15 protein-coding genes, 1 tRNA gene and 2 rRNA genes are annotated in these 21,847 nt (G+C 58.0%); 8 read left to right on the forward strand and 10 right to left on the reverse strand.

What is annotated here, in order from left to right:
* Positions 1–13: 13 nt before the first annotated feature.
* The 3 genes from argE to ACSQ3G_RS19280 form a co-directional block, all read right to left on the reverse strand.
* On the reverse strand, positions 14–1,219 hold the full coding sequence (argE, locus tag ACSQ3G_RS19270) for an acetylornithine deacetylase (protein WP_436111172.1): 1,206 nt from the start codon (positions 1,217–1,219) through the stop codon (positions 14–16).
* Positions 1,216–3,558, reverse strand: a complete 2,343-nt coding sequence (locus ACSQ3G_RS19275; protein WP_436111173.1) for a glycoside hydrolase family 3 C-terminal domain-containing protein — start codon at positions 3,556–3,558, stop codon at positions 1,216–1,218. Before ACSQ3G_RS19275 ends, argE begins: the two co-directional genes overlap by 4 nt.
* A gap of 121 nt (positions 3,559–3,679) precedes the next feature.
* A complete protein-coding gene (locus tag ACSQ3G_RS19280; RefSeq protein ID WP_436111174.1) occupies positions 3,680–4,633 on the reverse strand; it encodes a LysR family transcriptional regulator in 954 nt (317 codons plus the stop codon).
* Positions 4,634–4,917: 284 nt separating this feature from the next.
* Between ACSQ3G_RS19280 and ACSQ3G_RS19285 the strand changes: the two genes are divergently transcribed.
* The 4 genes from ACSQ3G_RS19285 to ACSQ3G_RS19300 all read left to right on the forward strand — a co-directional run bounded on the left by ACSQ3G_RS19285 (position 4,918) and on the right by ACSQ3G_RS19300 (position 9,424).
* On the forward strand, positions 4,918–6,168 hold the full coding sequence (locus ACSQ3G_RS19285) for a flavin-containing monooxygenase (protein ID WP_436111175.1): 1,251 nt from the start codon (positions 4,918–4,920) through the stop codon (positions 6,166–6,168).
* A gap of 54 nt (positions 6,169–6,222) precedes the next feature.
* Positions 6,223–6,636 (forward strand): RidA family protein, encoded by a 414-nt coding sequence (locus tag ACSQ3G_RS19290; protein WP_436111176.1) that lies wholly within the window; start codon positions 6,223–6,225, stop codon positions 6,634–6,636.
* An 89-nt stretch (positions 6,637–6,725) separates the two neighbouring features.
* On the forward strand, positions 6,726–7,403 hold the full coding sequence (locus ACSQ3G_RS19295; RefSeq protein ID WP_436111177.1) for a DUF1028 domain-containing protein: 678 nt from the start codon (positions 6,726–6,728) through the stop codon (positions 7,401–7,403).
* Between the two features lie 449 nt (positions 7,404–7,852).
* Positions 7,853–9,424: a BCCT family transporter gene (locus ACSQ3G_RS19300; RefSeq protein ID WP_046669334.1), complete on the forward strand. Its 1,572-nt coding sequence runs from the start codon at positions 7,853–7,855 to the stop codon at positions 9,422–9,424.
* Between the two features lie 378 nt (positions 9,425–9,802).
* Here the strand turns inward: ACSQ3G_RS19300 and ACSQ3G_RS19305 are convergent, their stop codons facing one another.
* Positions 9,803–11,005: a hypothetical protein gene (locus tag ACSQ3G_RS19305; RefSeq protein WP_436111178.1), complete on the reverse strand. Its 1,203-nt coding sequence runs from the start codon at positions 11,003–11,005 to the stop codon at positions 9,803–9,805.
* Between the two features lie 13 nt (positions 11,006–11,018).
* Positions 11,019–12,026: an ABC transporter substrate-binding protein gene (locus tag ACSQ3G_RS19310; protein ID WP_436111179.1), complete on the reverse strand. Its 1,008-nt coding sequence runs from the start codon at positions 12,024–12,026 to the stop codon at positions 11,019–11,021.
* A gap of 460 nt (positions 12,027–12,486) precedes the next feature.
* Between ACSQ3G_RS19310 and ACSQ3G_RS19315 the strand changes: the two genes are divergently transcribed.
* Positions 12,487–13,377, forward strand: a complete 891-nt coding sequence (locus ACSQ3G_RS19315; protein ID WP_436111180.1) for a glycoside hydrolase family protein — start codon at positions 12,487–12,489, stop codon at positions 13,375–13,377.
* Positions 13,378–13,533: 156 nt separating this feature from the next.
* On the forward strand, positions 13,534–13,947 hold the full coding sequence (locus tag ACSQ3G_RS19320) for a gamma-glutamylcyclotransferase family protein (RefSeq protein ID WP_436111181.1): 414 nt from the start codon (positions 13,534–13,536) through the stop codon (positions 13,945–13,947).
* Positions 13,948–14,051: 104 nt separating this feature from the next.
* Here ACSQ3G_RS19320 and ACSQ3G_RS19325 read toward each other — a convergent pair whose 3' ends face one another.
* The gene (locus tag ACSQ3G_RS19325; RefSeq protein ID WP_436111182.1) at positions 14,052–14,423 is read right to left on the reverse strand and encodes a nuclear transport factor 2 family protein; all 372 of its coding nucleotides are present in this window, start codon (positions 14,421–14,423) and stop codon (positions 14,052–14,054) included.
* A gap of 42 nt (positions 14,424–14,465) precedes the next feature.
* Between ACSQ3G_RS19325 and ACSQ3G_RS19330 the strand changes: the two genes are divergently transcribed.
* Positions 14,466–14,807, forward strand: coding sequence for a hypothetical protein (locus tag ACSQ3G_RS19330; RefSeq protein WP_436111183.1), 342 nt, complete (start codon positions 14,466–14,468; stop codon positions 14,805–14,807).
* A gap of 61 nt (positions 14,808–14,868) precedes the next feature.
* Positions 14,869–16,058, forward strand: a protein-coding gene (locus tag ACSQ3G_RS19335; RefSeq protein WP_255760215.1) for an IS3 family transposase whose coding sequence is annotated in 2 segments (ribosomal slippage) — positions 14,869–15,118 and positions 15,118–16,058 — 1,191 coding nt in all. Because the reading frame shifts where the segments join, the coding sequence is not laid out codon by codon here.
* A gap of 114 nt (positions 16,059–16,172) precedes the next feature.
* Here the strand turns inward: ACSQ3G_RS19335 and ACSQ3G_RS19340 are convergent.
* From ACSQ3G_RS19340 to ACSQ3G_RS19355, 4 genes are all read right to left on the reverse strand, one after another.
* Entirely contained in the window at positions 16,173–17,552 is a 1,380-nt protein-coding gene (locus ACSQ3G_RS19340) for an enoyl ACP reductase FabMG family protein (protein WP_436111184.1), read from the reverse strand.
* 463 nt (positions 17,553–18,015) lie between these two features.
* A tRNA-Met gene (locus ACSQ3G_RS19345) sits at positions 18,016–18,092 on the reverse strand.
* 212 nt (positions 18,093–18,304) lie between these two features.
* Positions 18,305–18,419, reverse strand: a 5S ribosomal RNA gene (rrf, locus tag ACSQ3G_RS19350).
* 241 nt (positions 18,420–18,660) lie between these two features.
* Positions 18,661–21,461 (reverse strand): 23S ribosomal RNA (locus ACSQ3G_RS19355).
* Positions 21,462–21,847 lie beyond the last annotated feature (386 nt).

A 21,847-nucleotide genomic window follows, 5' to 3' on the forward strand; every position in this document is an offset into this window, starting at 1 on the left:
CGGCTTCGGTAAATTACATTTTTCCGTGCATCTGCTTTGGGACATGCGAAGCAAGCGGCCGACGGCTTGTGCAAAACCGAATACAGGCCTCGGCAAGCACTGCATCGCACAGGGCAAGCTGGGTTTCCTCGATGAATTCGTCCGGGCGGTGCCCCTGATCCATGCTGCCGGGGCCGCAGATCACCACTGGAACGTCCAGCGCCTGCGCAAACAGACCCGCCTCCGTGCCGAAGCTGACACGGCAGTCCCTGGCTCCCTTCGGCAGGCACGACGCAAATGCTTGCACCATCGGATGGTTGCGATCGACAGAATGGCCTGGATAATTGCCAGTAATCTCGATCTCGATCGATGCCTCCTTGAAGCGATCCTTATGCGGGGCCACGGCGGCCGCGCCGGCCTTGCGGACCTGCTCGGCAAGAGCAAGCGGATCGTCGGCCGCCATCATGCGGCATTCCATCAGCAGTTCCGCTTGATCCGGCACCAGATTAACCGCGGTTCCACCCGACAGCTTGCCGACATGCACCGTAGCGTAGGGCACCGAATAACCGGGCTCACGCGAACCTCGGGCTTCGATCTCGTCCTGCAATTTCCGCAGGCCGGATACGAAGTCGGTGGCGATATGCAGCGCATTGAGTGCAAGCGGCGCTTCGGCGGAATGGCGCGGAACGCCCCGGGCCTTGACGTGAAAAGCCATCTTGCCCTTGTGGCCGAGACCAAGCTGCATCGATGTCGGCTCGCCGACGACGATCAGGTCGGGCAGGATGTCCCGCCCTACGATTTCTTCAAGCATCGGCCTGACGCCGACGCAGCCGATCTCCTCGTCATAGGAGATGGCAAGCCATAGCGGAGCGGCCAGGCTTCTGACATCGATTGCCTCGGCCAGCGCCACGGCGGAAGCGACAAAGCCTTTCATGTCGGTCGTGCCGCGCCCGTAAAGCCTTCCATCTTTCCGGGTCAGGCTGAAAGGGGGAACGGTCCAGTCCTGCCCAGCGGCCGGCACCACGTCGACATGTCCCGAGAGCATCAGCCCTCCCGGCACATCAGGCCCCAGACGCACCAGAAGTGCCGCCTTTTGCCCGCTCGTATCGTAGAAGCGCTCGCAGACGGCACCCGCATTCGCTAGCGTCGCCTCAATCTCCTCGATCAGCGGCAGGTTCGTCTCGGAACTGACCGTGGGATGAGCGACCAGGCGCTCCAGCCAATCCTCAGTCGAGGTCACAGTTTTGACTCCGCTCCGTCCATCGCCGCGTTGATTTCGGAGATCAGTCCGGCAACCTCGGCCTCCGGAATGGAGACACGAAGACGGCGTTCGAGCGAGGTGAAGATGCCGAAGAACGAATTCGAGCAGTGATTGAGCATGCGCATCGCATCCTCTTTCGAAATATTGCAACGGTTTGTCAGATAGGCGCAGATGTGCTCGCAGGCGATGGCATTCGGCAGGACGTAGGCTGGCTGGGTATCGTAGGCGATGCGACGAAACGGCAGGACCGAAGGCTTGATCGTCAGATCGGCGACAAGCTTTGGATCGCGCGAAGAGGCGCCGACGACCAGCCGGGCTTCGACGCCTTCCAACACCCAGCGCCCGAGCGCCGGATCCCAGATTGCCAGATCCGAACCCTTGATGATGATTTCGACCCGCTTGCTTTCGCCCGGCGCCAGCACCGGCTTGGCAAAACCCTTGAGCTCCTGCGGTGAACGCTTCAGCCGCTTGCCTGGCGCCTGCAGATAAAGCTGCGCGACTTCAGCACCGGTCCGGTCACCCGTATTGGTGACGGTGAAGGCGACGGTGATCGCGTCGTGAAGCCCGATCTGCGGCGATGAAACCGTCAGGTCGGAATAGGCAAAGCTGGTATAGCTCAAGCCGTAGCCGAAGGGGAACAGCGGCTCGATTTCGCGCAGATCGTAGGCGCGATAGCCGACATGAATGCCCTCGCCATAGATGTGCCGGCCATTCTCACCCGGATAATGCAGGAAGCCGGGCACGTCTGCCAGACGCTTCGGGAAGGTGACGGACAACTTGCCGGACGGGTTGACCTTGCCGGTCAGCACGTCAGCGACGGCACCGCCCATGGCCTGGCCGGAATAGAAGGTCACGAGCACCGCGCCGACCTGATCGACCCACGGCATTTCCACCGCATCCGGGCAGGCGATCACCACCGCGACTTTTTCCGAGGCCGCCGCGAGGGCTGCGATCATCGCATCCTGACCGGGGCCGAGCGCCAGCGTGGTCCGGTCGGAACCTTCACCGTCATATGCGCCTTCGGTCGAGGTGTAGACCAGAACCAGATCCGCCTTGGCCGCAAGCGCCAGTGTTTCGGCATCGGCTTCCCCGCGGAACGTCAGGACGTGGTTCCTTCCCAGGGCCTGTTCCAACTGCTCCAGCGGCTGGTCGACCATGGTCGGGATCGTCGTGGCGCAACCCGAACCCTGGATGACCGGAGTGCCGGCATCGCGGCCGACAACCAGAATGTTCTTCATGTCGGGCCGGATCGGCAGCAGACCCTTGTTGCGCACGAGAACCATCGAGGCCGCGGCCATCGCACGCGCTTCGGCATGGTGTTCCTCGGCAGTATAGACCGGTAGCGGCTGGCTTGCGCCTGCGTTGCAGCGCTCGATCACCTCCAGCATGCGCCGGCACGACAGGTTCGCCACCTCGACCGGAACAGCACCGCTGTCGAGCGCCGCAAGAAGATCCGCCTTGCGACGCGGGCTTTCCGGCATATCGAGATCACCACCAGCCATCAGCGAGGCCGGACGGTCCTTGATGCCGTGCCAGTCCGAAACGACCACGCCGTCAAAGCCCCATTCATCGCGCAGGACCCCATTGAGGAGCCATGGGTCCTGCGAGGCCTGCACGCCATTCAAGCGGTTATAGGAGGACATGATCGTCCAGGGCTTCGACTGCTTGATGGCGATCTCGAAACCCTTGAGGTAAATTTCCCGCAGCGCCCGCTCTTCAACGACGCTGTCCATCGTGGTGCGTTCGACTTCGGAATTGTTGCAGGCGAAATGCTTGAGCGAGGTGCCGACGCCCTGGGACTGGATGCCCTCGATGACCGCCGCCGAGAGCTTGCCGGTGACCAGTGGATCTTCCGAGTAATATTCATAGGAACGGCCGGCAAGCGGCGTACGGCGCAGGTTGATACCGGGACCGAGCAGCAGATGGACGCCCATGGCCCGGCATTCCTGGCCGAGCAACACGCCAAGCCGCTGCATCAGACCCTCATCCCAGCTGTTGCCCATGGCTGAACCGTTGGGGAAGCAGGTCGCCGGCTTCATTTCGCCCCAGGCGATGGCGACGTCGCTGGCGCGCTGGTTGACCACCGACAGGAAGGCATCGAGGTCCATGCCGCCACGTTCATCGCTGTCGATCTGCGGGATCGAATAACGTACGCCGTAGGTGCCATCGGTCATGACGATCGGCTTGATGCCGTAAGCGGGAACCGCCGCAGTTTTCCACATTCCGAAACCGGAAAGCAGATCGACCTTTTCCTGGTTGGTCATCGCATCGATGATTGAAGCGATCGTCTGGGCCGCGGACTGGTTCTTCTCTAGCATACTGGACTCCGTGATGCGGCACTCACCGCACTGGCCTGGCGGCGTTTGGCACGCACCCTGTCAGCCGACGATCAAAAAGAAAAATAGGATATTCGGAACTGGTGCTTTGAAAAAAGCGAGCCTAGCTCTGCCCCGTCCGACGCAGGTTGAGAATCGGGGCTTCCATGCCGGGCACGTAACTGTCGGAAATCAGCTGGCCGCAGTGCTCTTCGAAGGTCCGCACCAGCCGGGTGGAAACCTGCTGGCCTACGCGGATCAGGCCAATGCGCATCGGCTTGTGATCCCCCGACAGACGGAGGCCGACAAGCCCCCGGCCATCCAGCGCCGCCTTGTTCTTGGGCCGGACGTTGGCGAGCGTGTAACCATACCGGCTGGCGACCATCGTGCGGATGACTTCCTGATGCTGGATCTGAGCAACAATATTCGGGTTGGCACCGGCAGCAGCAAAAAGCCCCAAGAAATAATCCCGGGACAGCGGCAGATCGAGCAAGATGAACTCGTGTGCTTCCAATTCGGCAAGCGAGATCGCCGAACGCTCCGCCAGTGGATCGGTCTCGGCTACCTGAACATAAGGCGGCAGTTCGGCAAGCGGAGTAAACTCGAAGCCTTCGGGAACTGACAGATCGTAGGAGAGTGCAATATCCAGTTCAGCACGCTCCAGCCGCGTCAGCAGCGTACGATGATCCGCGACAGTCGGCCGGACCGTTACGCCGGGATAGGCAGCCTTGAAGCTCTGGCTGACTTCCGGCAGCAACATGGGCGCAAAGGTCAAAAGGCAGCCGAGCGACAGAGTTCCGCGGATCTGGTCTGTCGCTTCAGACGCCGCCGTATAGAGGTTCTGGGCCTGCTCGATCACTGCCTTGGCCTGGAGCAGCAGTTTCTGGCCGGCCGGTGTCAGTGACAGACCCTGTGCGTGGCGCCGCAGGAAAAGCTGGGTGTTAAGCTCGATTTCCAGCTGCGAGATCGCGGTGGAGATGGAGGGTTGCGAAACACGGATGCGATCCGATGCAAGCGTGATGGAACCGGCCTCGGCGGTGGCAATGAAATATTCGAGCTGACGCAGTGTGAAACGCATTTCAGGCCCCGATGCCAAATGTCACGCCCGAAGGCCGACGGGTAAGCCCATGCCAATGCGAAGGGATGGAGGCCAGCTTATTATTTGCGCTTTTCCAAAATGTAAATGTTCTCCTGCAGCCTGACCTGGCGACAGCGCTTCGCCGCGCCGCCTTGCCCTGCTTTCGCCAATCCTAACCAGTGCTGCAACAAATCGTAATTTTCCGAATGCCAACCGTTCGATAGAGCGGAACCATAGCTGACGCCGTTCGGCGGGTCTTGGCGGAAACAGAAAAGGGCGAGTGCATGTCAGTCGAGAAGATCCATACGTTGGTTGTCGGCGCCGGCCAGGCAGGTGTGGCCATGAGCGAACACTTGAACCGCAACGGCGTTGACTACATCGTGCTGGAGCGCGGCCGCATTGCCGAACGCTGGCGTTCGATGCGCTGGGATTCGCTCGTTGCCAACGGTCCCGCCTGGCACGACCGCTTTCCCGGAATGGATTTCCCCGGCCACCCGGATGCGTTCGTGCCCAAGGATGGCATCGCCGATTATTTCGAAGCCTATGCCGACATGCACAAGGCACCTATCCGCTGCGGTGCCGAAGTCACCAAGGTCGAACGGCTTGAAGACCGCCCCGGCTTCAGCGTCGAAACATCCGACGGCGCGATCGAAGCCCTCAACGTCGTCGTCGCCACCGGGCCATTCCAGAGCCCGAGCATTCCGCCGATCGTGCCCGCGGATACCGGCGTCAGGCAGATGCATTCGAGCGAGTACCGCAATCCCTCCCAGCTTGCAGACGGCGCCGTGCTGGTCGTCGGCGCCGGTTCGTCTGGCGTCCAGATTGCCGAGGAGCTGATGCTTTCCGGCCGCAAGGTCTACCTATCCATCGGCCCGCATGACCGCCCTCCCCGCGCCTATCGCGGCCGCGATTTCGTCTGGTGGCTCGGTGTTCTCGGTAAATGGGACGCACAGGCGCAGGCTCCCGGCTCGGAGCATGTGACCATCGCCGTCAGCGGTGCGCACGGCGGCAAGACAATCGACTTCCGCCGCCTCGCATCGCAGGGCATGGTGCTTGCCGGCATGACCGCCGCATACCGTGAGGGATCGGTTTCCTTTGCCGACGATCTTGCACGCAACCTCGATCGCGGCGACCAGAATTACCTGTCGCTGCTCGACGAGGCAGACGCTTTTGTCGCCCGCAACGGTCTCGATCTTCCGCAGGAGCCGGATGCGCGTATCCTCGGGCCTGAAGTCGACTGCGTCACTAACCCGCTGCGCGAGCTGAACCTGCGCGACGCCGGTGTCACCACCATCATCTGGGCAACGGGCTTTGTCTCGGATTATAGCTGGCTAAAGGTCGATGCCTTCGACGCGGCCGGCCGCCCCAGACACCAGCGCGGCGTCTCGGCAGAAAAAGGCATCTATTTCCTCGGCCTTCCATGGCTCTCCGGGCGCGGCTCCAGCTTCATCTGGGGTGTCTGGCACGACGCCAAATACGTGGCCGACCACATCCTCATCCAGGACAATTACCTCGGCTACGCGCCGAAATCCTGATGGACCGGTAGAGGCCTGCCGGCATCCCGCATGAACCATCCGATGGAGAAGAGAATGGCACATACGCGCATTCGCAAGTTCAACACCAAGGAAACCTATCCCGAGCAGAAGCTCGACAACGACCTCTGCCAGGCGGTTGTCGCTCGCGGCACGATGATCTTTCTGCGCGGCCAGTGCCCGCAGGACCTCGACACCGCCAAGAATATCGACAGCCATGATCCGGTCGAGCAGACGCACAAGGTGATGCGGAACATTCGCCAACTGGTGCAGGAATCTGGCGGCCAAATGGAACATGTGACAAAGCTAGTTGTCTATTTGACCGACGTTCGCCACCGCGAGGCCGTCTACCGGACCATGGGCGAATATATCAAAGGCGTCTTCCCGGTCTGCACCGGGCTCGTCGTCGTGGCGCTGGCACGGCCGGAATGGCTTGTGGAGATTGATGCGACAGCCGTCATTCCGGACTGATAGTTTTTCAAAGCGTTCGGCAGGCATTTCCGGCCGATGCACGCTGCAGACCGGAAATGTTATCCCGCAGTCCTGACACAGGAGTCCCCATGACCTTCTCCATCGTCGCTCGCTGTGAGCAGACCGGCCAGTTCGGTGTGGCGATTTCGTCTTCGTCGCCTGCGGTCGCCTCTCGCTGCGCCTGGGCTCGTGCCGGCATCGGCGCGGTTGCGACCCAGAACGTCACCAATCCCGCACTCGGACCAAGGATGCTGGACGAACTTGCAAAGGGTGCAAGCGCGGCGGACGCCGTGACCTCGGCGCAACAGAGCGACGATTTTCCGAACTATCGCCAGTTGCTGGCGGTGGATGCGCACGGCGGGACCGCTATTCATTCAGGCCGCAACGCTCTCGGAACCTGGACCTCCGCCGTCGGTCACCAATGTGTTGCCGCCGGCAACCTTCTGGCCAATGACGGCGTGCCGAAGGTGATGATCGACGCGTTCGAGGCCACTTCGGGTACTTTGGGTGACCGCCTCATCGCCGCGCTCAGGGCGGCCGTCGATGCGGGCGGCGAAGCCGGCCCGGTTCGGTCGGCGGGCCTGCTGATCGTCGACAAGGAAACCTGGCCCTATGCCGAACTCCGGATCGACTGGCTGGACGATGGCTGCCCGATCGCAGCAGTGGCGCGGGCGTGGGACGTCTACAAGCCGCAGGCCGGGGATTACGTGACGCGGGCCCTTAACCCGCTGGCCGCTCCATCATACGGCGTACCGGGCGACGAATGACGCCGATCCTGTCGGGTATTCCCTCTGGGCGAGGCATATGAACCCCCGGTCTATTCCTTTGCTCTTGCTCTTGATGGGATCGAGCCGCTGGCCCGCTAAACGTCATGTTTTATTGCCGAGGCTCCGGACGTGTTGGCGGATATCGGACGTCTGCGTTTCGGTCCGAAAATCGTGCTCTTTGCCGACATTTCGCAAGTAGCCCCGAAATTTGCCTACAAGAATTCGGTTTTGGACAAGCTCATGGTCGCAACTGACCCGAGTGCAAGCGAGTGATCTGTTAATCACCAAGGAAAGCGGCCGTAGATCCGCACAAACACAAAGGCGCGTCCGGCGTCGCTACCTCAACAGCATTATCAGCCCACGACCTGGCCTCTCTCAAGAAGTCGGCCCCGTCGCGGTATCCGGAAAATTCAAGGGAACGTCACTACATAAATCTGGAGGGATAAAGCATGTCGACTACAGACAGATTGCGAAGCATAGATCCGGCGGTATTCTGGCCGGCCCTAGCAATAACGGCCGGGTTCATCTCATGGGGAGCATTGGCCCCGGATAGCCTCGCCTCAGTCACACAAGCCACGCTTTCGGCGATCATCAATGGTTTCGGATGGGGCTTTGTTGTCTCGACCGCGTTGTTCCTGGTCTTTGCCGGCTTCCTGGCGATCAGCCGTTTTGGCAAGATCAGGCTTGGGGCTGATGACGAGCTTCCGGAATTCCGGACGGTTTCGTGGGTATGCATGATGTTCAGTGTCGGCATGGGCATCGGCCTGATGTTCTGGGGCGTTGCCGAGCCGGTTTTCCATTTTGGCGCCCCGCCTCACGGGTTGGCGGTCGCGCAATCCAAGGAAGCCGCTCTGCTTGCGATGAAATATTCCTATTTTCACTGGGCCCTGCACCCTTGGGCCATCTATGCGATTGTCGGTCTGGCGATCGCCTACTTTACCTACCGCAAGGGCTTGCCCATCCTGATTTCAAGCGCGTTTACCCCCCTGCTGGGCAAGGCGGTGAATGGACCGATCGGTAAGACGATTGATATTCTCGCCGTCATCGCCACACTGTTCGGCACGGCGACGTCGCTTGGACTTGGTGCACAGCAGATCAACAGCGGTCTGAATTTCCTCTGGGGAACTGGTGAAGGGACAGGCATTGCCCTTGCGATCATCGCGGTGCTGTCGATGCTGTTTATCCTGTCGGCAGTGTCCGGGGTGGGCAGGGGCGTACAATTCCTGAGCAACATGAATATGGTGGTCGCCGCCGCGTTGCTGGTGTTCCTGGCCATCGTTGGACCGACCATCTTCATCCTCAACACCTTCACCGAAGCGCTCGGCGACTACCTGGCCGATCTCGTCACAATGTCGTTCCGCACCGCCGCCTTCAGCGACGGTAAGTGGCTGGGGAGTTGGACGATCTTCTACTGGGCCTGGTGGGTGTCTTGGGCGCCCTTCGTCGGCGTCTTTATCGCACGCATCTCAAAAGGGCGCACCATCCGCGAATTTGTCATTGGCGTTCTGCTCATTCCGAGCGGCGTGACCTTCCTTTGGTTCACCATCATGGGTGGTACGGCGCTGCATTCGGAACTGATGGGGGCTGGTGGGCTTGTCGAGGCGGTCAACAATCAGGGTGCCGCAATCTCACTGTTTGCGCTACTCGAACAATATCCGGGAACCGCGGTCACTTCGTTCCTCGCGATATTCCTTGTTGCGATCTTCTTCATCTCGGGAGCGGATGCCGCCTCGATTGTGATGGGCATGCTGTCGTCTCACGGCGCACTTGAGCCTGCACGTGGCGTCGTCGTCCTCTGGGGCGTCCTTGCCGGCGCGTCAGCCTGCGTGTTGCTGGTGATGGGAGGTTTGCAAGGCCTGCAGACCGCGTCGATCATCGCGGCAGCACCCTTCCTCGTCGTTATGGTCGGGTTGTGCATCTCCCTGTGGATCGCGCTGTTGGACGACCTCGAAGGGCGCAGCAAACTGGCCCCACCCCTGCCCGAAGGCCCGCCCTTAGGCGAAGCACTCGCGGCTCAGTAGGTCACCGCGTTGTCACCCAAGCAACCAACCAATCGCACCCTAAACTGAGTTTCAGGTGCGATTGGCAGGAAGCGTACGCGGGTTAAATTCACCCCTACCACGTTTTTATCCCGACCCCACGCGAGGCATTGCTTACAATGACCACGATGCTCAAGCCGTCGAAGACCACATCCGCGAAACCGAACGCACCCGGCTGAGGGCATTGGTGGCCGCCTGTGCCTGCTTGAGCAATAGCAATTATTTAACCTGGCGATCGGCACCGGGACCCCACATGCAATCTTTAATGATGAGCGCTCGGGCATCCCGCCAACCAGGATGCTAGGGGAGAATGGATCGCGCTTAAAAGGAACACATCGAGCGAGAAGATATGGTACTCGATCACTTGCTGTGAACAGAGACCTCTATCAAGCGACGATGCGCTTCGATCACCGGCTCGAGTAGGCTCCGTGAAACCTCCGTCGGAAGATCGAGCCTGGTATGGCAGCTCCAGTTGACCCCTAGGCAGGCGAAAGCCTTCTTGTAACCTTTCTGTACGATCGTGGATAATTCGCCCGCTTCCGATAATACGCGCTGCGGATCGTCCAATCCTGGCAAACCGGCAAAAGCTGCCCCTGCCGCTTCGTGCAAAGCGGGCGTCACCATGCAAATGCGGTTGAAATCCGCAACGTCAAGCATTCGACCACCACGAATTTCCGTTCGAGCGCGAGACGCTAGTCCCGCGCCAAAATGCGCCCAAACATCTGTCTTATCGGGTGCGGGCGCCAGGTCCAAAGCCGCGTGGGTCCCTGCAAACCTCAGCTCATGGGCGCCGCTGTTCATCAAGAACAAGGAGTGCGCGGGAAACGCTCTTGGCAGCCACCGGGCGATCTCGAGAAAACCTGCCGTACCAGTGCCGCGTTCGACCGAGCATGTGAAGAAACCAGATCGAGGAGTGGACAACACAATCCATCGATCGCCACGAGCCATCCGCCCGACCAACGTTGGACTATCGCCTGTTTCCACGTCTCCGGTTAGGTAGAGCCTTACAGGTTGTCCGGCAGAAGCCATCGCCGCGTAGCAAGGTAAATCAAGCGGCCGGCCAATGGCCACGGGCAACGGAACGAACGGCCGGTCCGCATAAGAGTTCAGGCCGACAATCTCGCCGGTCGGGCCGAACGGCAGAATGATTGCAGCCAGAGCGTCGGCTTTTGTAACCGCTTCCAAAAGTGGTCCAACGACTGACGTCCAGATCGCGGCATGACGACCATAGGGCAGCAGAATGACGGCAATGCAGCCTGCCGCTCTTTGTGCGTCAGAAAGGCTATGAACCATCGCCAATCGCCCCTCCACGCCATGATCCGGTGTTGGGAAAACAACGGGCTGAGGGTAGACCTCAACCGAGGAACCCTGGCCTACCAGCTCGCATCGACGCGGCCGAAATGTCGGCACAGGAACGGGTATCGTCTCCAGCTGATATCCAGCCTTGGAAAGCTCGCCGGCGATCCAGCTTGCCGTGGCGTGATCCCCAGCACTGCCGGCCGCCTTGTCCCCAAAGCCGGCGTGGGTGAGAAGATCATCCCACAAGCGATTGCCATCCAACATCACTCGCGCTGCCTCACTTGTACATTACTGTCGCACGCTTGAGCATTTCGGCTCGAACCGTTGCGTCCTCCTGCGTGCCGAGCAACGGCGCTTGCAAAAAATCTTTGACGTTAGAAGGATACCGATCCTCAAGACCGGCAACCGTCGGGCGCCGTGCGGAACCTGCATAAATGAGTTGGGCTTTGTCAGAGAGGAAGAAATTCAAGAGCACTCGGGCAGCATTGGGATGTGGCGCGTTCTTAACAACGGCTCCATCGAAGTTGCCATAAACAAGACCCTCGGACGGAAGAATGACTTCAAGAGGCAAACCCTTGTTCAGCAGCGTATCGGGCAGAATGAAGGGAATGTAGATCGGGTACTCACCGCGTGCGACACGACGAGGGCTGTCTCGAATTTCACGAGTGAAGGCGGGCTTGTTTTCAGCAAGGCGCTTTTGATAATCCTCGCCGAGTTTGTCGTAGGTTACCGCAAAAAACAGGCCGCCGCCTCCAACGGAGCGAAAATCGTCGGATAGGATCTTGCCCTTCCAAGCAGGATCCGCGAGATCCGCCCAGCTTTTCGGGCGTTTCTCCTTCGGCACTGAAGCATTGACCACGATACCCATGCTTTGCGAAAAGATCGGCAGCCTCAGCTCGCTTCCTGCAAAGTCGGGCGCTAGCCGAGTTGCATTGGGTATGGCACCGTGTTTATCGAGCACGCCCATCGCCTCGAGCGACACGGAACCTCCGCTGAAGGACATGTCCGCGACACCTCGGTTGGTCGCCAGTTCGAGGCGCAGTTTCTCAAATAGCTCACTCCCTCGAAGTTCGAGCTTCAGCGCCTTGATCCCGTATTCGTCCGTGAATGCAGACAAGATCTCGTCAAGCTGAGGAACGCCGACCTGCGACGTGTACAGCGTGACAGTTCCTTCCTTCTTCGCCGCCTGGACAACGTCCTCCCAGGGTTGTTGAGCATGGGCAACAGTCGCCAAACCTATGGCCAGGCTGGCCAGGGCAAAGCTTCTCAACATTTTCGAAATCATCACGTCCTCCTCAAGATGATGCGTCTGCACGATTGAACAACAGGACAGCCAGGTTGTTTATCTGGATGGTGCTTTCGGCTGATTTCTTCCAGCGCGGCTTCTGGATTGCCGGCACAACTATCGGTCTTCTGTAGAGATCCGTTTTGCGAACGAAGTGTCGCTCGCAGCTCTTTAAGTTCTGGGTATCTCCTTCACCGACAGGTTCCGTTCGTTCTTGGCATCCTCCCGAGTCTGCCGTCGTCTACGACACCTCAACCTTACGAACGCCAGATAGCTTCGAGAAGACAGCAATATGCCAAGAGTGCTTTCGCGAAGACAGAAAGATCCGGATTCGAGTCCCGCTATGTCGCCGGTGAGGCAGCACTCAGCTTTGCCGATTTGAGAAAGATGTTTCACTCACTCAGGCTGTTTACTCCAAACCGGGAGCCGGTAACCTGACCGCGAGACTGGGAGGCAAGACGTGGAAAACCATGAACTCGTTGCGGTGCGGCTTCTGGACCGACCCATCATCGTGCCCGCCATGTCGCCGCGGATCGGGACTAACATCAATGGACCGAGCCTGATCAGGGTCCCTTCCTGGGTGGAGCGCCCGCTTGGACGTTACTATCTCTATTTTGCCCATCATCGAGGAGATCATATCCGCCTTGCATATGCAGATCGTCTGACAGGCCCGTGGATCATCTACGAGGAGGGAACACTTCCGCTTTCGAAATCCGGTTTCACCCACCATTTGGCGTCCCCGGAGATCGTCATCGATCATCAAAAGAAGCAATTCCACATGTTTTTTCACGGCGGCGACGAGATCAAGAACCAGTTTACACGCTTGGCGATATCGCCGGATGGCATCCACTTCATAGCCCAACCTGACAATCTGATGAACCCGTATGCCCGGTTATTCACTCACGGTCCTTGGGTATACGCGATTACGATGCCAGGGCAGATTTATCGGTCATCTGACGGAATCTCTGGATTTAGCGCTGGGCCTATGCTGTTCACGCGTCATATGCGTCATTCCGCAGTGTGGATAGAAGACAATGTCCTTCACGTGGTCTATAGCAATCGAGGCGATGCCCCTGAGTGCCTGCTGTACGCTCAAGTGCGGCTCAACGGTGAATGGTTGACATGGCGGGAAGGGCCCTCAAGGGTCTTACTTAGGCCAGAGCGGGATTGGGAAGGCGGACAACTTCCCATCGAACCATCAGTGATTGGTCCTGCGGATGAACCTGTAAGGCAACTTCGTGATCCAGCGGTCTACGAAGAAGATGGAAGGCGTTACCTGATCTATTCGGTCGCCGGCGAAGCTGGGCTTGCTCTGGCGGAAATCCATACCCATAAGCTCGAACCAGAATGAAAACCTTAGCCTTTTCACCCGCTAGACACCCCGGTACATGCAGTTGGCGTTTCGGGGCTCCGCAGCATGTGGGTAACAGTTCGACGCGTTCTTCCAAGAGAGTCATAACGAGGGTCTTAAAGGGATTGGAACCGACGACCCTGCTACCACGCACCCATGGCGCAAAAGGTATTTGTCTTCGGCACATTAAAGAGGGGCTTCCCGCTTCACGAGCAGGGACTGTCGGGAGCGACGTTTCTCGGAAGATACAGGACCCGGAAGCGTTATCCCCTCCTCATTGCCGGACCGTGGTTCGCGCCGATGATGCTCAACGAACCCGGTACCGGGTGTCAGATCGTCGGTGAGCTATACGAGGTAGATGACAAAACTATTGGAGACCTGGATCGGCTTGAATCGGTAGGCGAACTCGGAAATTTTCGCTTGTCGATCGAAGTTGAGCCAGCCGAAGGCGGATTCCCGCGTCTTGCACTTGCCTATATGAAGGCACGGGAACTGGCCCATCCTATTCACTCGGATCATCTTCAGGTTTACGAAGATCGGCGCTTTATCCCGTTTGATCAGAGGGACTAGCATTCACTTCCTACCCTCATCAGCCGTTGGCAGATCTGCGGCCGGAAGCTGACCGACGGCTCAAAGGTCAGGCACTTAAAGAGCGTCAACATCTGGTCTTGTAGCTACTCGACGATCTTCCAATAGGAATCTTTGCGGATCACCTGACCATTCCGAAATGTATAAAGATCGCAACCCTGGACTTCCGTCTTTGTCCCCGTGACCGACGTACCCATGAGGGTCCATCTCGATATCCCAGTTCCGGATGCTTCATCAACGAAGTGCTCAGCGTTGTTGTAGGTAACGTCAGGCAGGCCCTGAAAGCGCGACGCCAGAGCCTCTCGCACCTTGGTCTTGCCTTCCAAGCGAGACCCCCATGGATCGCGCCCGCGTGGCATCTCCAATATGCAGTCTTCAGCGAAGTAGGTCATGATCAGATCGAGATCATGAGCGTTGAAGGCATCGCACAGATCCCTCAACCGTCGAAGCAAGTTCATCACGGTCTCCATCAGTAGGGAAAGCGAACTCGCGATCCTACCATGTTTCCTCCCGCTCTGCAGAAGGTTTGGGAAGCGATCGCGCAGCGCGCGCTCACCGCGCTCTCGCCCATCCTGCCTCGCCGCTTTTCCCGATATGGCGTCATACCCGCCAGGCTCGTTTCCGATGCCATCGTCAAGCTTGTCGAAAGACGGGAACCAGGCCGCTATGTGCACGAGAACGCCGATTTGCAGCGGCTTTCAGGACATGCCGATGAAATATCGCCGATCTGTTGTCCTCTTTCCCAAAGATTCATAAGGAGTGGAAAACGGAGATTGGACCCAGGACCCTTGCGGCTCTTGGGCACGCAGAAGGACAGCTTTGAAGAGCTCGAGCCGGTGTGACCTTGCCCCGTTGAAATAATCCATTTTGAAGTAAGCTCTGGCCCATTGAGAGGACCAGAGAATGAAGCGCAACCGTTTCACGGACGAACAGATCATCGGCATTCTGAAGGAGCACGAGGCGGGCACGCCGGTCGCGGAGCTTTGCCGCAAGCACGGTGTCAGCGATGCCAGCATCTATAAATGGAAAGCCAAGTTTGGCGGCATGGAGGTGTCCGAGGCCAAGCGGCTGAAGACGCTGGAGGACGAGAACACGAAGCTGAAGCGGCTTCTGGCGGATGCCATGCTCGACAATGCCGCTTTGAAAGACCTTTTGGGAAAGAAGTGGTGACGCCCGCAGCCCAGCGGAAAGCTGTCGCACATCTCATGAACCAACGTGGGATGAGCGAACGGCGGGCGTGTAAAGCCATCGGTTTTTGCCGGATGACGATCCGTTATGACACTAAACTCAGCGACGATCAGGGCCTTCGCGAGCGCATGAAGGCGTTGGCGCACGAACGCCGCCGCTTCGGCTATCGACGCCTTCATGTGCTGCTCAGGCGCGAGGGACACCTTGTAAACCACAAGAAGCTCTTCCGGCTCTATCGCGAGGAGAAGCTGACGGTGCGCAAGCGTGGCGGCCGAAAGCGAGCGATAGGCACACGAGCACCGATGCTGGTTCCGATGGCGTCCAACGATCGTTGGTCGTTGGACTTCGTGTCGGATCAGTTCACCGATGGTCGCAGGTTCCGGGTTTTGACGGTCGTCGACGATTGCACCAGAGAATGCCTTGGCCTCGTCGCGGATACCTCGCTTTCCGGCCTTCGGGTTGCCCGCGAGCTTGATCGGATTATCGAGGAACGTGGCAAACCCAGGATGATCGTCAGTGACAATGGCAGCGAGTTCACCAGCAACGCGATCCTGCAATGGGCCGACCGGACCAAAGTCGATTGGCACTACATCGCACCAGGCAAACCGATCCAGAACGCCTTCATCGAAAGCTTCAATGGTCGGCTGCGCGACGAGCTCTTGAATGAAACGCTCTTCTCGTCATTGACCCACGCTCGATCAGCGCTTTCAAACTGGCGCAGCGATTACAACGATCATCGACCGCACTCCGGCCTTGGCTGGCTGACACCCGCCGAGTTCGCTCAGACCATCAATCCGCGACGTGATGCGGTGCTGCGCAGCCGAAATGGCTCCGCACCGCAACCCGCCGCTACCGCCCCAAATACAGCAACCAAAAACCGCTGGAGCGAACTCAAAACTGGATAAAACTTGGGGGCAAGGTCAGGTGGCTCAAATGACCGATAAGAAGGCGCATTCCTGTCGCAAGATTCGTCGCTTCATGGCCGAAACACCCAGCTTCCAAGCTAAGCTGGGAAGTCTTCACGCCATCTCAAGGTGAGAGGGTTCCATTCCCTGCGCGATAAGCGGCGCGGAAGACTTCGAATGCGGGTGGGACGCGTTAAGTCGCCGAGCCACGATATCGTGGTTGAGCCACAGGACGGGACCGGAGGGTTCGGAAGATTCGCCAAAAATTAGCTCCCCGGTTGCCTTCACAACGAGACCGCTCAGGAGGTCGCTGATCATCAACTTGCTATCCCGATGCATCTGGGTGATCTCGTTGGACGTGCCGATGGTCAAATCGGCCTGTGCCTGGCTGTTTGCCATGGGCCATGCCGAAAAGTCATAGAACGGACGCATGACCTCGCTGGCCTGCATGTCGGTGATCTTCCGGAAAACATCCTTCATGGTCAAGCCGTCGGCCAGAAGCTGCTGGCAGGCCTGCCACTGTTCGTCTGCCCATTGGCCACCGTTTTCTTTCTTCAACGCAAGCAGCAGCGGTATCAGGGGCAGCTCGATACCCGTGAACACATCGGACGAATTGGTCCGGATTTCGGGACAGTTATAGACAGTTGCCTTGATCCCTGTCGCCCAGGCTTCCTCTGCAATGCCTTCGAGCCGCATCTTCGCGTAACCCTGGGTGTAGTTGGTGTAGGTCTGCCAACGATAGTTTCCGTCAATGAGGACCGCCGATCCGTGGTAACCATAGGCCGTATATCGTATTTGACCGCCCGAAGCCTCCACGCGCTCGCGGATCGCCGCGCTGAAATCAATGAGATGGCGAAAGGTGCTTGCGGAGACGTCGTCAAAATTCTGCAGGATGAGTTTTCCCATGTCACTGTCGAGCAAGGTCTGCGACGACATGTGGCGGGCTCCGGTCCCCTTGTAGATTCGATTGGCGACGACCAAGAATACCTTCGCCTTCGGGATGCCCCCGGCCATTGTGTGGGCGAAGAAAACATTGCGGCCGGCGGCGATCATTCCGTCGAGAACGGTCATGACTTTTGAAAGCGACCCCGTAAAACGCGCAGTGGCGATGTCGCGGCATTGCCCGACATAGTCCCAGTCGAGCTTGTCGTGTTCCCAGCTCTCAAGCGTCATCTTTGCCAGGAGATCGGTGGGAGTTGGGCCGTCTGCGGGCGCATCGAGATCGAAACCCGCCATAAGAGGTATGTTGATGATCCTGCCGCCCAGCCGGGCCTCCGCAGAAGACAATTCCTCGGCGTCGAGCGGCCGCAGCGCGTTGTTCTCGTCGCGCCGCCCGACGGTGATCCCCACAATCTCCATTCCCGCCCGTTTGGCTTCCTCGAGCAAGCCGGTGGCGTATCCGCGGCCGAACAGTTCGCCGAAGAGCACGAAAACATCGCCCTTACGGAAGACCGTGTTCTCGGAAAGACGATTCAGTGCAACCGGATTTTCCATGCTGTCAGCTCTTTGATTCGTGTGTCGTCGAGCAATGGCTCATACGAGCTTTCACAAAGACATGACCGTACTGGCACAGAATGGGAACTCATTTTCGGTGACCGTTCATTTCAAAACGTGAAGTCGGCCTCCGTTGTTCCTACAATGCAGCGAAATGCCGAGGCCGTTGGAGATCGCCGCGGCGATGCCGAAACGAGTTCGCTGGAAACGCTCGTCCTACGGATGCTTGCGAGGCTATTGACGCTGTCAGCCAGCACCCTTGCAGGTGCATGGCTCGATCGCCGACATCATGGCGTCGATGGAGGTAATCGACCTGTTGGAACGGCGGTTCCTCGCCGCCGCCCAGAACGACCTGATGGCGAAGATCGCCTCTTCCGAAGAACAAGGGGTGATTGGGAACGGTACCATATCGCTCGACAACAAAAAAACTCCCGGAGCGATTGCTTCGGGAGTTTTGGGAATTTGGTTGCGGGGGCAGGATTTGAACCTGCGGCCTTCAGGTTATGAGCCTGACGAGCTACCGGGCTGCTCCACCCCGCGTAAAGCGTAAATCCCTGCGGGATTTATCGCGGTGCGTAAACTGCTTGGCAGTTTACACTTCTGCCGGAGCAAATTGCCGAAGGCGATTTGTCTCCTGTAAGGGACGCACTGCAAGTTTCCCTTGAACGACGAAAGGCCGCTTGTGGGCGGCCCTTTGGTCGGCTTAAGGGCCGTTAGTTTTCGTGAATGAGAAGATATGTTGCGTTTAGCAGACCTGGCAGCGACCTACTCTCCCGCGTCTTGAGACGGAGTACCATTGGCGCAGGGGCGTTTCACGGCCGTGTTCGGAATGGGAACGGGTGCGGCCGCCCCGCAATGACCACCAGGTCAGCGAAGCGCAACATTTTTGAGAAGCTGGTTGAGGCGATGAGGCCTCATTTTTTAGTCTTATGAACACGTCTTTGAACCTTTCCAGATCTGACGAGTGCTTTTGGCACCCATACAGGCCAGCGGCCGTCGCCAATCGTTTGGCGGGCCGTCCGCAGCGTAGCATCCGAAGGATGCGACAGCGTCAGGACAAAGGTCTTTGGCATCATCAAGCAAAGCTTGATGAGCATGGTCAATGAGAACGATCAAGCCAATCGGGCGATTAGTACCGGTAAGCTTCATGCATTGCTGCACGTCCACACCCGGCCTATCAACGTGGTCGTCTTCCACGGCCCTGATAGGGAATACTCGTTTTCAGGTTGGTTTCCCGCTTAGATGCCTTCAGCGGTTATCCATTCCATATATAGCTACCCTGCTATGCCCTTGGCAGGACAACAGGTCCACCAGAGATATGTCCATCCCGGTCCTCTCGTACTAGGGACAGATCCTGTCAATATTCCTACACCCACGGCAGATAGGGACCGAACTGTCTCACGACGTTCTGAACCCAGCTCACGTACCGCTTTAATTGGCGAACAGCCAAACCCTTGGGACCTGCTCCAGCCCCAGGATGCGATGAGCCGACATCGAGGTGCCAAACAACCCCGTCGATATGGACTCTTGGGGGTCATCAGCCTGTTATCCCCGGCGTACCTTTTATCCGTTGAGCGATGGCCCTTCCACGCGGGACCACCGGATCACTATGACCGACTTTCGTCTCTGCTCGACTTGTCAGTCTCGCAGTCAGGCGGGCTTATGCCATTGCACTCGACGACCGATTTCCGACCGGTCTGAGCCCACCATCGCGCGCCTCCGTTACTCTTTCGGAGGCGACCGCCCCAGTCAAACTACCCACCATACACTGTCCCGGATCCGGATAACGGACCGCGGTTAGACATCCATGACGATAAGGGTGGTATTTCAAGGATGGCTCCACGAAGACTGGCGTCCCCGCTTCAAAGCCTACCACCTATCCTACACATGCCGACACGAATGCCAGTGTAAAGCTATAGTAAAGGTGCACGGGGTCTTTCCGTCTGACCGCAGGAACCCCGCATCTTCACGGGGAATTCAATTTCACTGAGTCTATGTTGGAGACAGCGGGGAAGTCGTTACGCCATTCGTGCAGGTCGGAACTTACCCGACAAGGAATTTCGCTACCTTAGGACCGTTATAGTTACGGCCGCCGTTTACTGGGGCTTCGATTCAAAGCTTGCACCTCTCCTCTTAACCTTCCAGCACCGGGCAGGCGTCAGACCCTATACGTCGTCTTTAGACTTCGCAGAGCCCTGTGTTTTTGATAAACAGTCGCTACCCCCTGGTCTGTGCCACCCCATTATGGTTGCCCAAAATGGGGTCACGCTTCTTCCGAAGTTACGCGTGCAATTTGCCGAGTTCCTTCAACATAGTTCTCTCAAGCGCCTTGGTATACTCTACCTGACCACCTGTGTCGGTTTCGGGTACGGTCTATACGGTGGAGCTATTTCCTGGAACCGCCCCACTGCCCAACCAATCCAATAAGGTTGAACAATTTTTGCGATCCGTCACTACCACCAGGCCCACGAATATTAACGTGGTTCCCATCACCTACGCATTTCTGCCTCGGCTTAGGGGCCGGCTAACCCTGCTCAGATTAACTTTAAGCAGGAACCCTTGGTCTTTCGGCGAGAGGGTCTCTCACCCTCTTTATCGTTACTCATGTCAACATTCGCACTTCCGATACCTCCAGAGGCCCTCACGGGTCCTCCTTCACAGGCTTACGGAACGCTCCGCTACCACACGTGACAAGTCACGTATCCTCAGCTTCGGTGCATGGCTTTAGCCCCGTTACATTTTCGGCGCAAAGACCCTTAATTAGACCAGTGAGCTGTTACGCTTTCTTTAAATGATGGCTGCTTCTAAGCCAACATCCTGGTTGTTTTGGGATCCTCACATCCTTTCCCACTTAGCCATGACTTGGGGACCTTAGCTGGAGGTCAGGGTTGTTTCCCTTTTCACGACGGACGTTAGCACCCGCCGTGTGTCTGCCGATTAGTACTCCCGGGTATTCGGAGTTTGGTTAGGATCAGTAAGACGGTGAGTCCCCATAGCCCATCCAGTGCTCTACCCCCCGGGGTATTCGATCGACGCACTACCTAAATAGTTTTCGCGGAGAACCAGCTATTTCCGAGTTTGATTGGCCTTTCACCCCTAGCCACAAGTCATCCCAATCTATTGCAACAGATGCGGGTTCGGTCCTCCAGTTGGTGTTACCCAACCTTCAACCTGCTCATGGCTAGATCACTCGGTTTCGGGTCTAATGCAACTAACTGAACGCCCTGTTCAGACTCGCTTTCGCTGCGCCTACACCTACCGGCTTAAGCTTGCTAGTTACACTAAGTCGTTGACCCATTATACAAAAGGTACGCCGTCAGGCTTGCGCCCTCCGACTGTTTGTAGGCATCCGGTTTCAGGTTCTATTTCACTCCCCTTGTCGGGGTGCTTTTCACCTTTCCCTCACGGTACTTGTTCGCTATCGGTCATGCACGAGTACTTAGGCTTGGAGAGTGGTCTCCCCATGTTCAGACAGGATTTCACGTGTCCCGCCCTACTCTAGGACAATCAGTGTTCTACGCCTACGGGGCTATCACCCGCTACGGCCGCCTTTTCCAAAGCGTTCGGCTTTATTCCTGATTGCCACTGGCCTGGTCCGTGTTCGCTCGCCACTACTTACGGAGTCTCGGTTGATGTCCTTTCCTTCGGGTACTTAGATGTTTCAGTTCCCCGAGTTCGCTTCTTACCCCTATTTTATTCGAAGGTAAGATACCTTTTAACAATACCTAGAAACCTAAACCGTCCCGAAAGACGGCTTAAACTTTCTAGGTATCTAAGGTGGGTTGCCCCATTCGGAGATCCATGGATCAAAGCTCATTCGCAGCTCCCCACGGCTTATCGCAGCGTATCACGTCCTTCTTCGCCTGTGCATGCCAAGGCATCCACCAAATGCCCTTACGACACTTAATCGTTCTCATTGCCAATGCTCATCAATATAGCCACCCATCGGGCTTTCAGACCCAATGCGTGGCGGACCGGTTACCTTTTACAACCAGCCCTTCTCATGATGCCATCGACGTGTTCGACAAGTCTGCTTGATTGGGGTCACGCCGAGCGACCCGCTTGCAAACTTGTCTTTAAGACCAGCTTCTCGAGATGTGATCCAGGACCGCGCGGTCAGGCAACGGCCATCAGCAAGTCATCAGAGCCATTCTTCAGGACAAGTCCCTCAAAACGACAACAACGACCGACCAGAGTGACAAGCTTCCTACCTACTCCGATCCCTCTTTCGTATCCGGCCGGCTAGGCCATCAACGACATCATTGGAACCGGCCTCGGACATGGGCATAAACCCA

Source organism: Neorhizobium tomejilense, assembly GCF_964254135.1.
In the GTDB taxonomy this organism is placed as follows: domain Bacteria; phylum Pseudomonadota; class Alphaproteobacteria; order Rhizobiales; family Rhizobiaceae; genus Neorhizobium; species Neorhizobium tomejilense.

Bases quoted from the DNA above. Each gene is read 5' to 3' on its own strand.
- ACSQ3G_RS19280 (WP_436111174.1), bottom strand. From the start codon at position 4,633: ATGCGTTTCACACTGCGTCAGCTCGAATATTTCATTGCCACCGCCGAG.
- ACSQ3G_RS19300 (WP_046669334.1), top strand. From the start codon at position 7,853: ATGTCGACTACAGACAGATTGCGAAGCATAGATCCGGCGGTATTCTGG.
- ACSQ3G_RS19310 (WP_436111179.1), bottom strand. From the start codon at position 12,026: ATGATTTCGAAAATGTTGAGAAGCTTTGCCCTGGCCAGCCTGGCCATA.
- ACSQ3G_RS19325 (WP_436111182.1), bottom strand. From the start codon at position 14,423: ATGAACTTGCTTCGACGGTTGAGGGATCTGTGCGATGCCTTCAACGCT.
- ACSQ3G_RS19330 (WP_436111183.1), top strand. From the start codon at position 14,466: ATGTTTCCTCCCGCTCTGCAGAAGGTTTGGGAAGCGATCGCGCAGCGC.
- ACSQ3G_RS19275 (WP_436111173.1), bottom strand. From the start codon at position 3,558: ATGCTAGAGAAGAACCAGTCCGCGGCCCAGACGATCGCTTCAATCATC.
- ACSQ3G_RS19340 (WP_436111184.1), bottom strand. From the start codon at position 17,552: ATGGAAAATCCGGTTGCACTGAATCGTCTTTCCGAGAACACGGTCTTC.
- ACSQ3G_RS19290 (WP_436111176.1), top strand. From the start codon at position 6,223: ATGGCACATACGCGCATTCGCAAGTTCAACACCAAGGAAACCTATCCC.
- ACSQ3G_RS19295 (WP_436111177.1), top strand. From the start codon at position 6,726: ATGACCTTCTCCATCGTCGCTCGCTGTGAGCAGACCGGCCAGTTCGGT.
- ACSQ3G_RS19305 (WP_436111178.1), bottom strand. From the start codon at position 11,005: ATGTTGGATGGCAATCGCTTGTGGGATGATCTTCTCACCCACGCCGGC.
- ACSQ3G_RS19285 (WP_436111175.1), top strand. From the start codon at position 4,918: ATGTCAGTCGAGAAGATCCATACGTTGGTTGTCGGCGCCGGCCAGGCA.
- ACSQ3G_RS19320 (WP_436111181.1), top strand. From the start codon at position 13,534: ATGGCGCAAAAGGTATTTGTCTTCGGCACATTAAAGAGGGGCTTCCCG.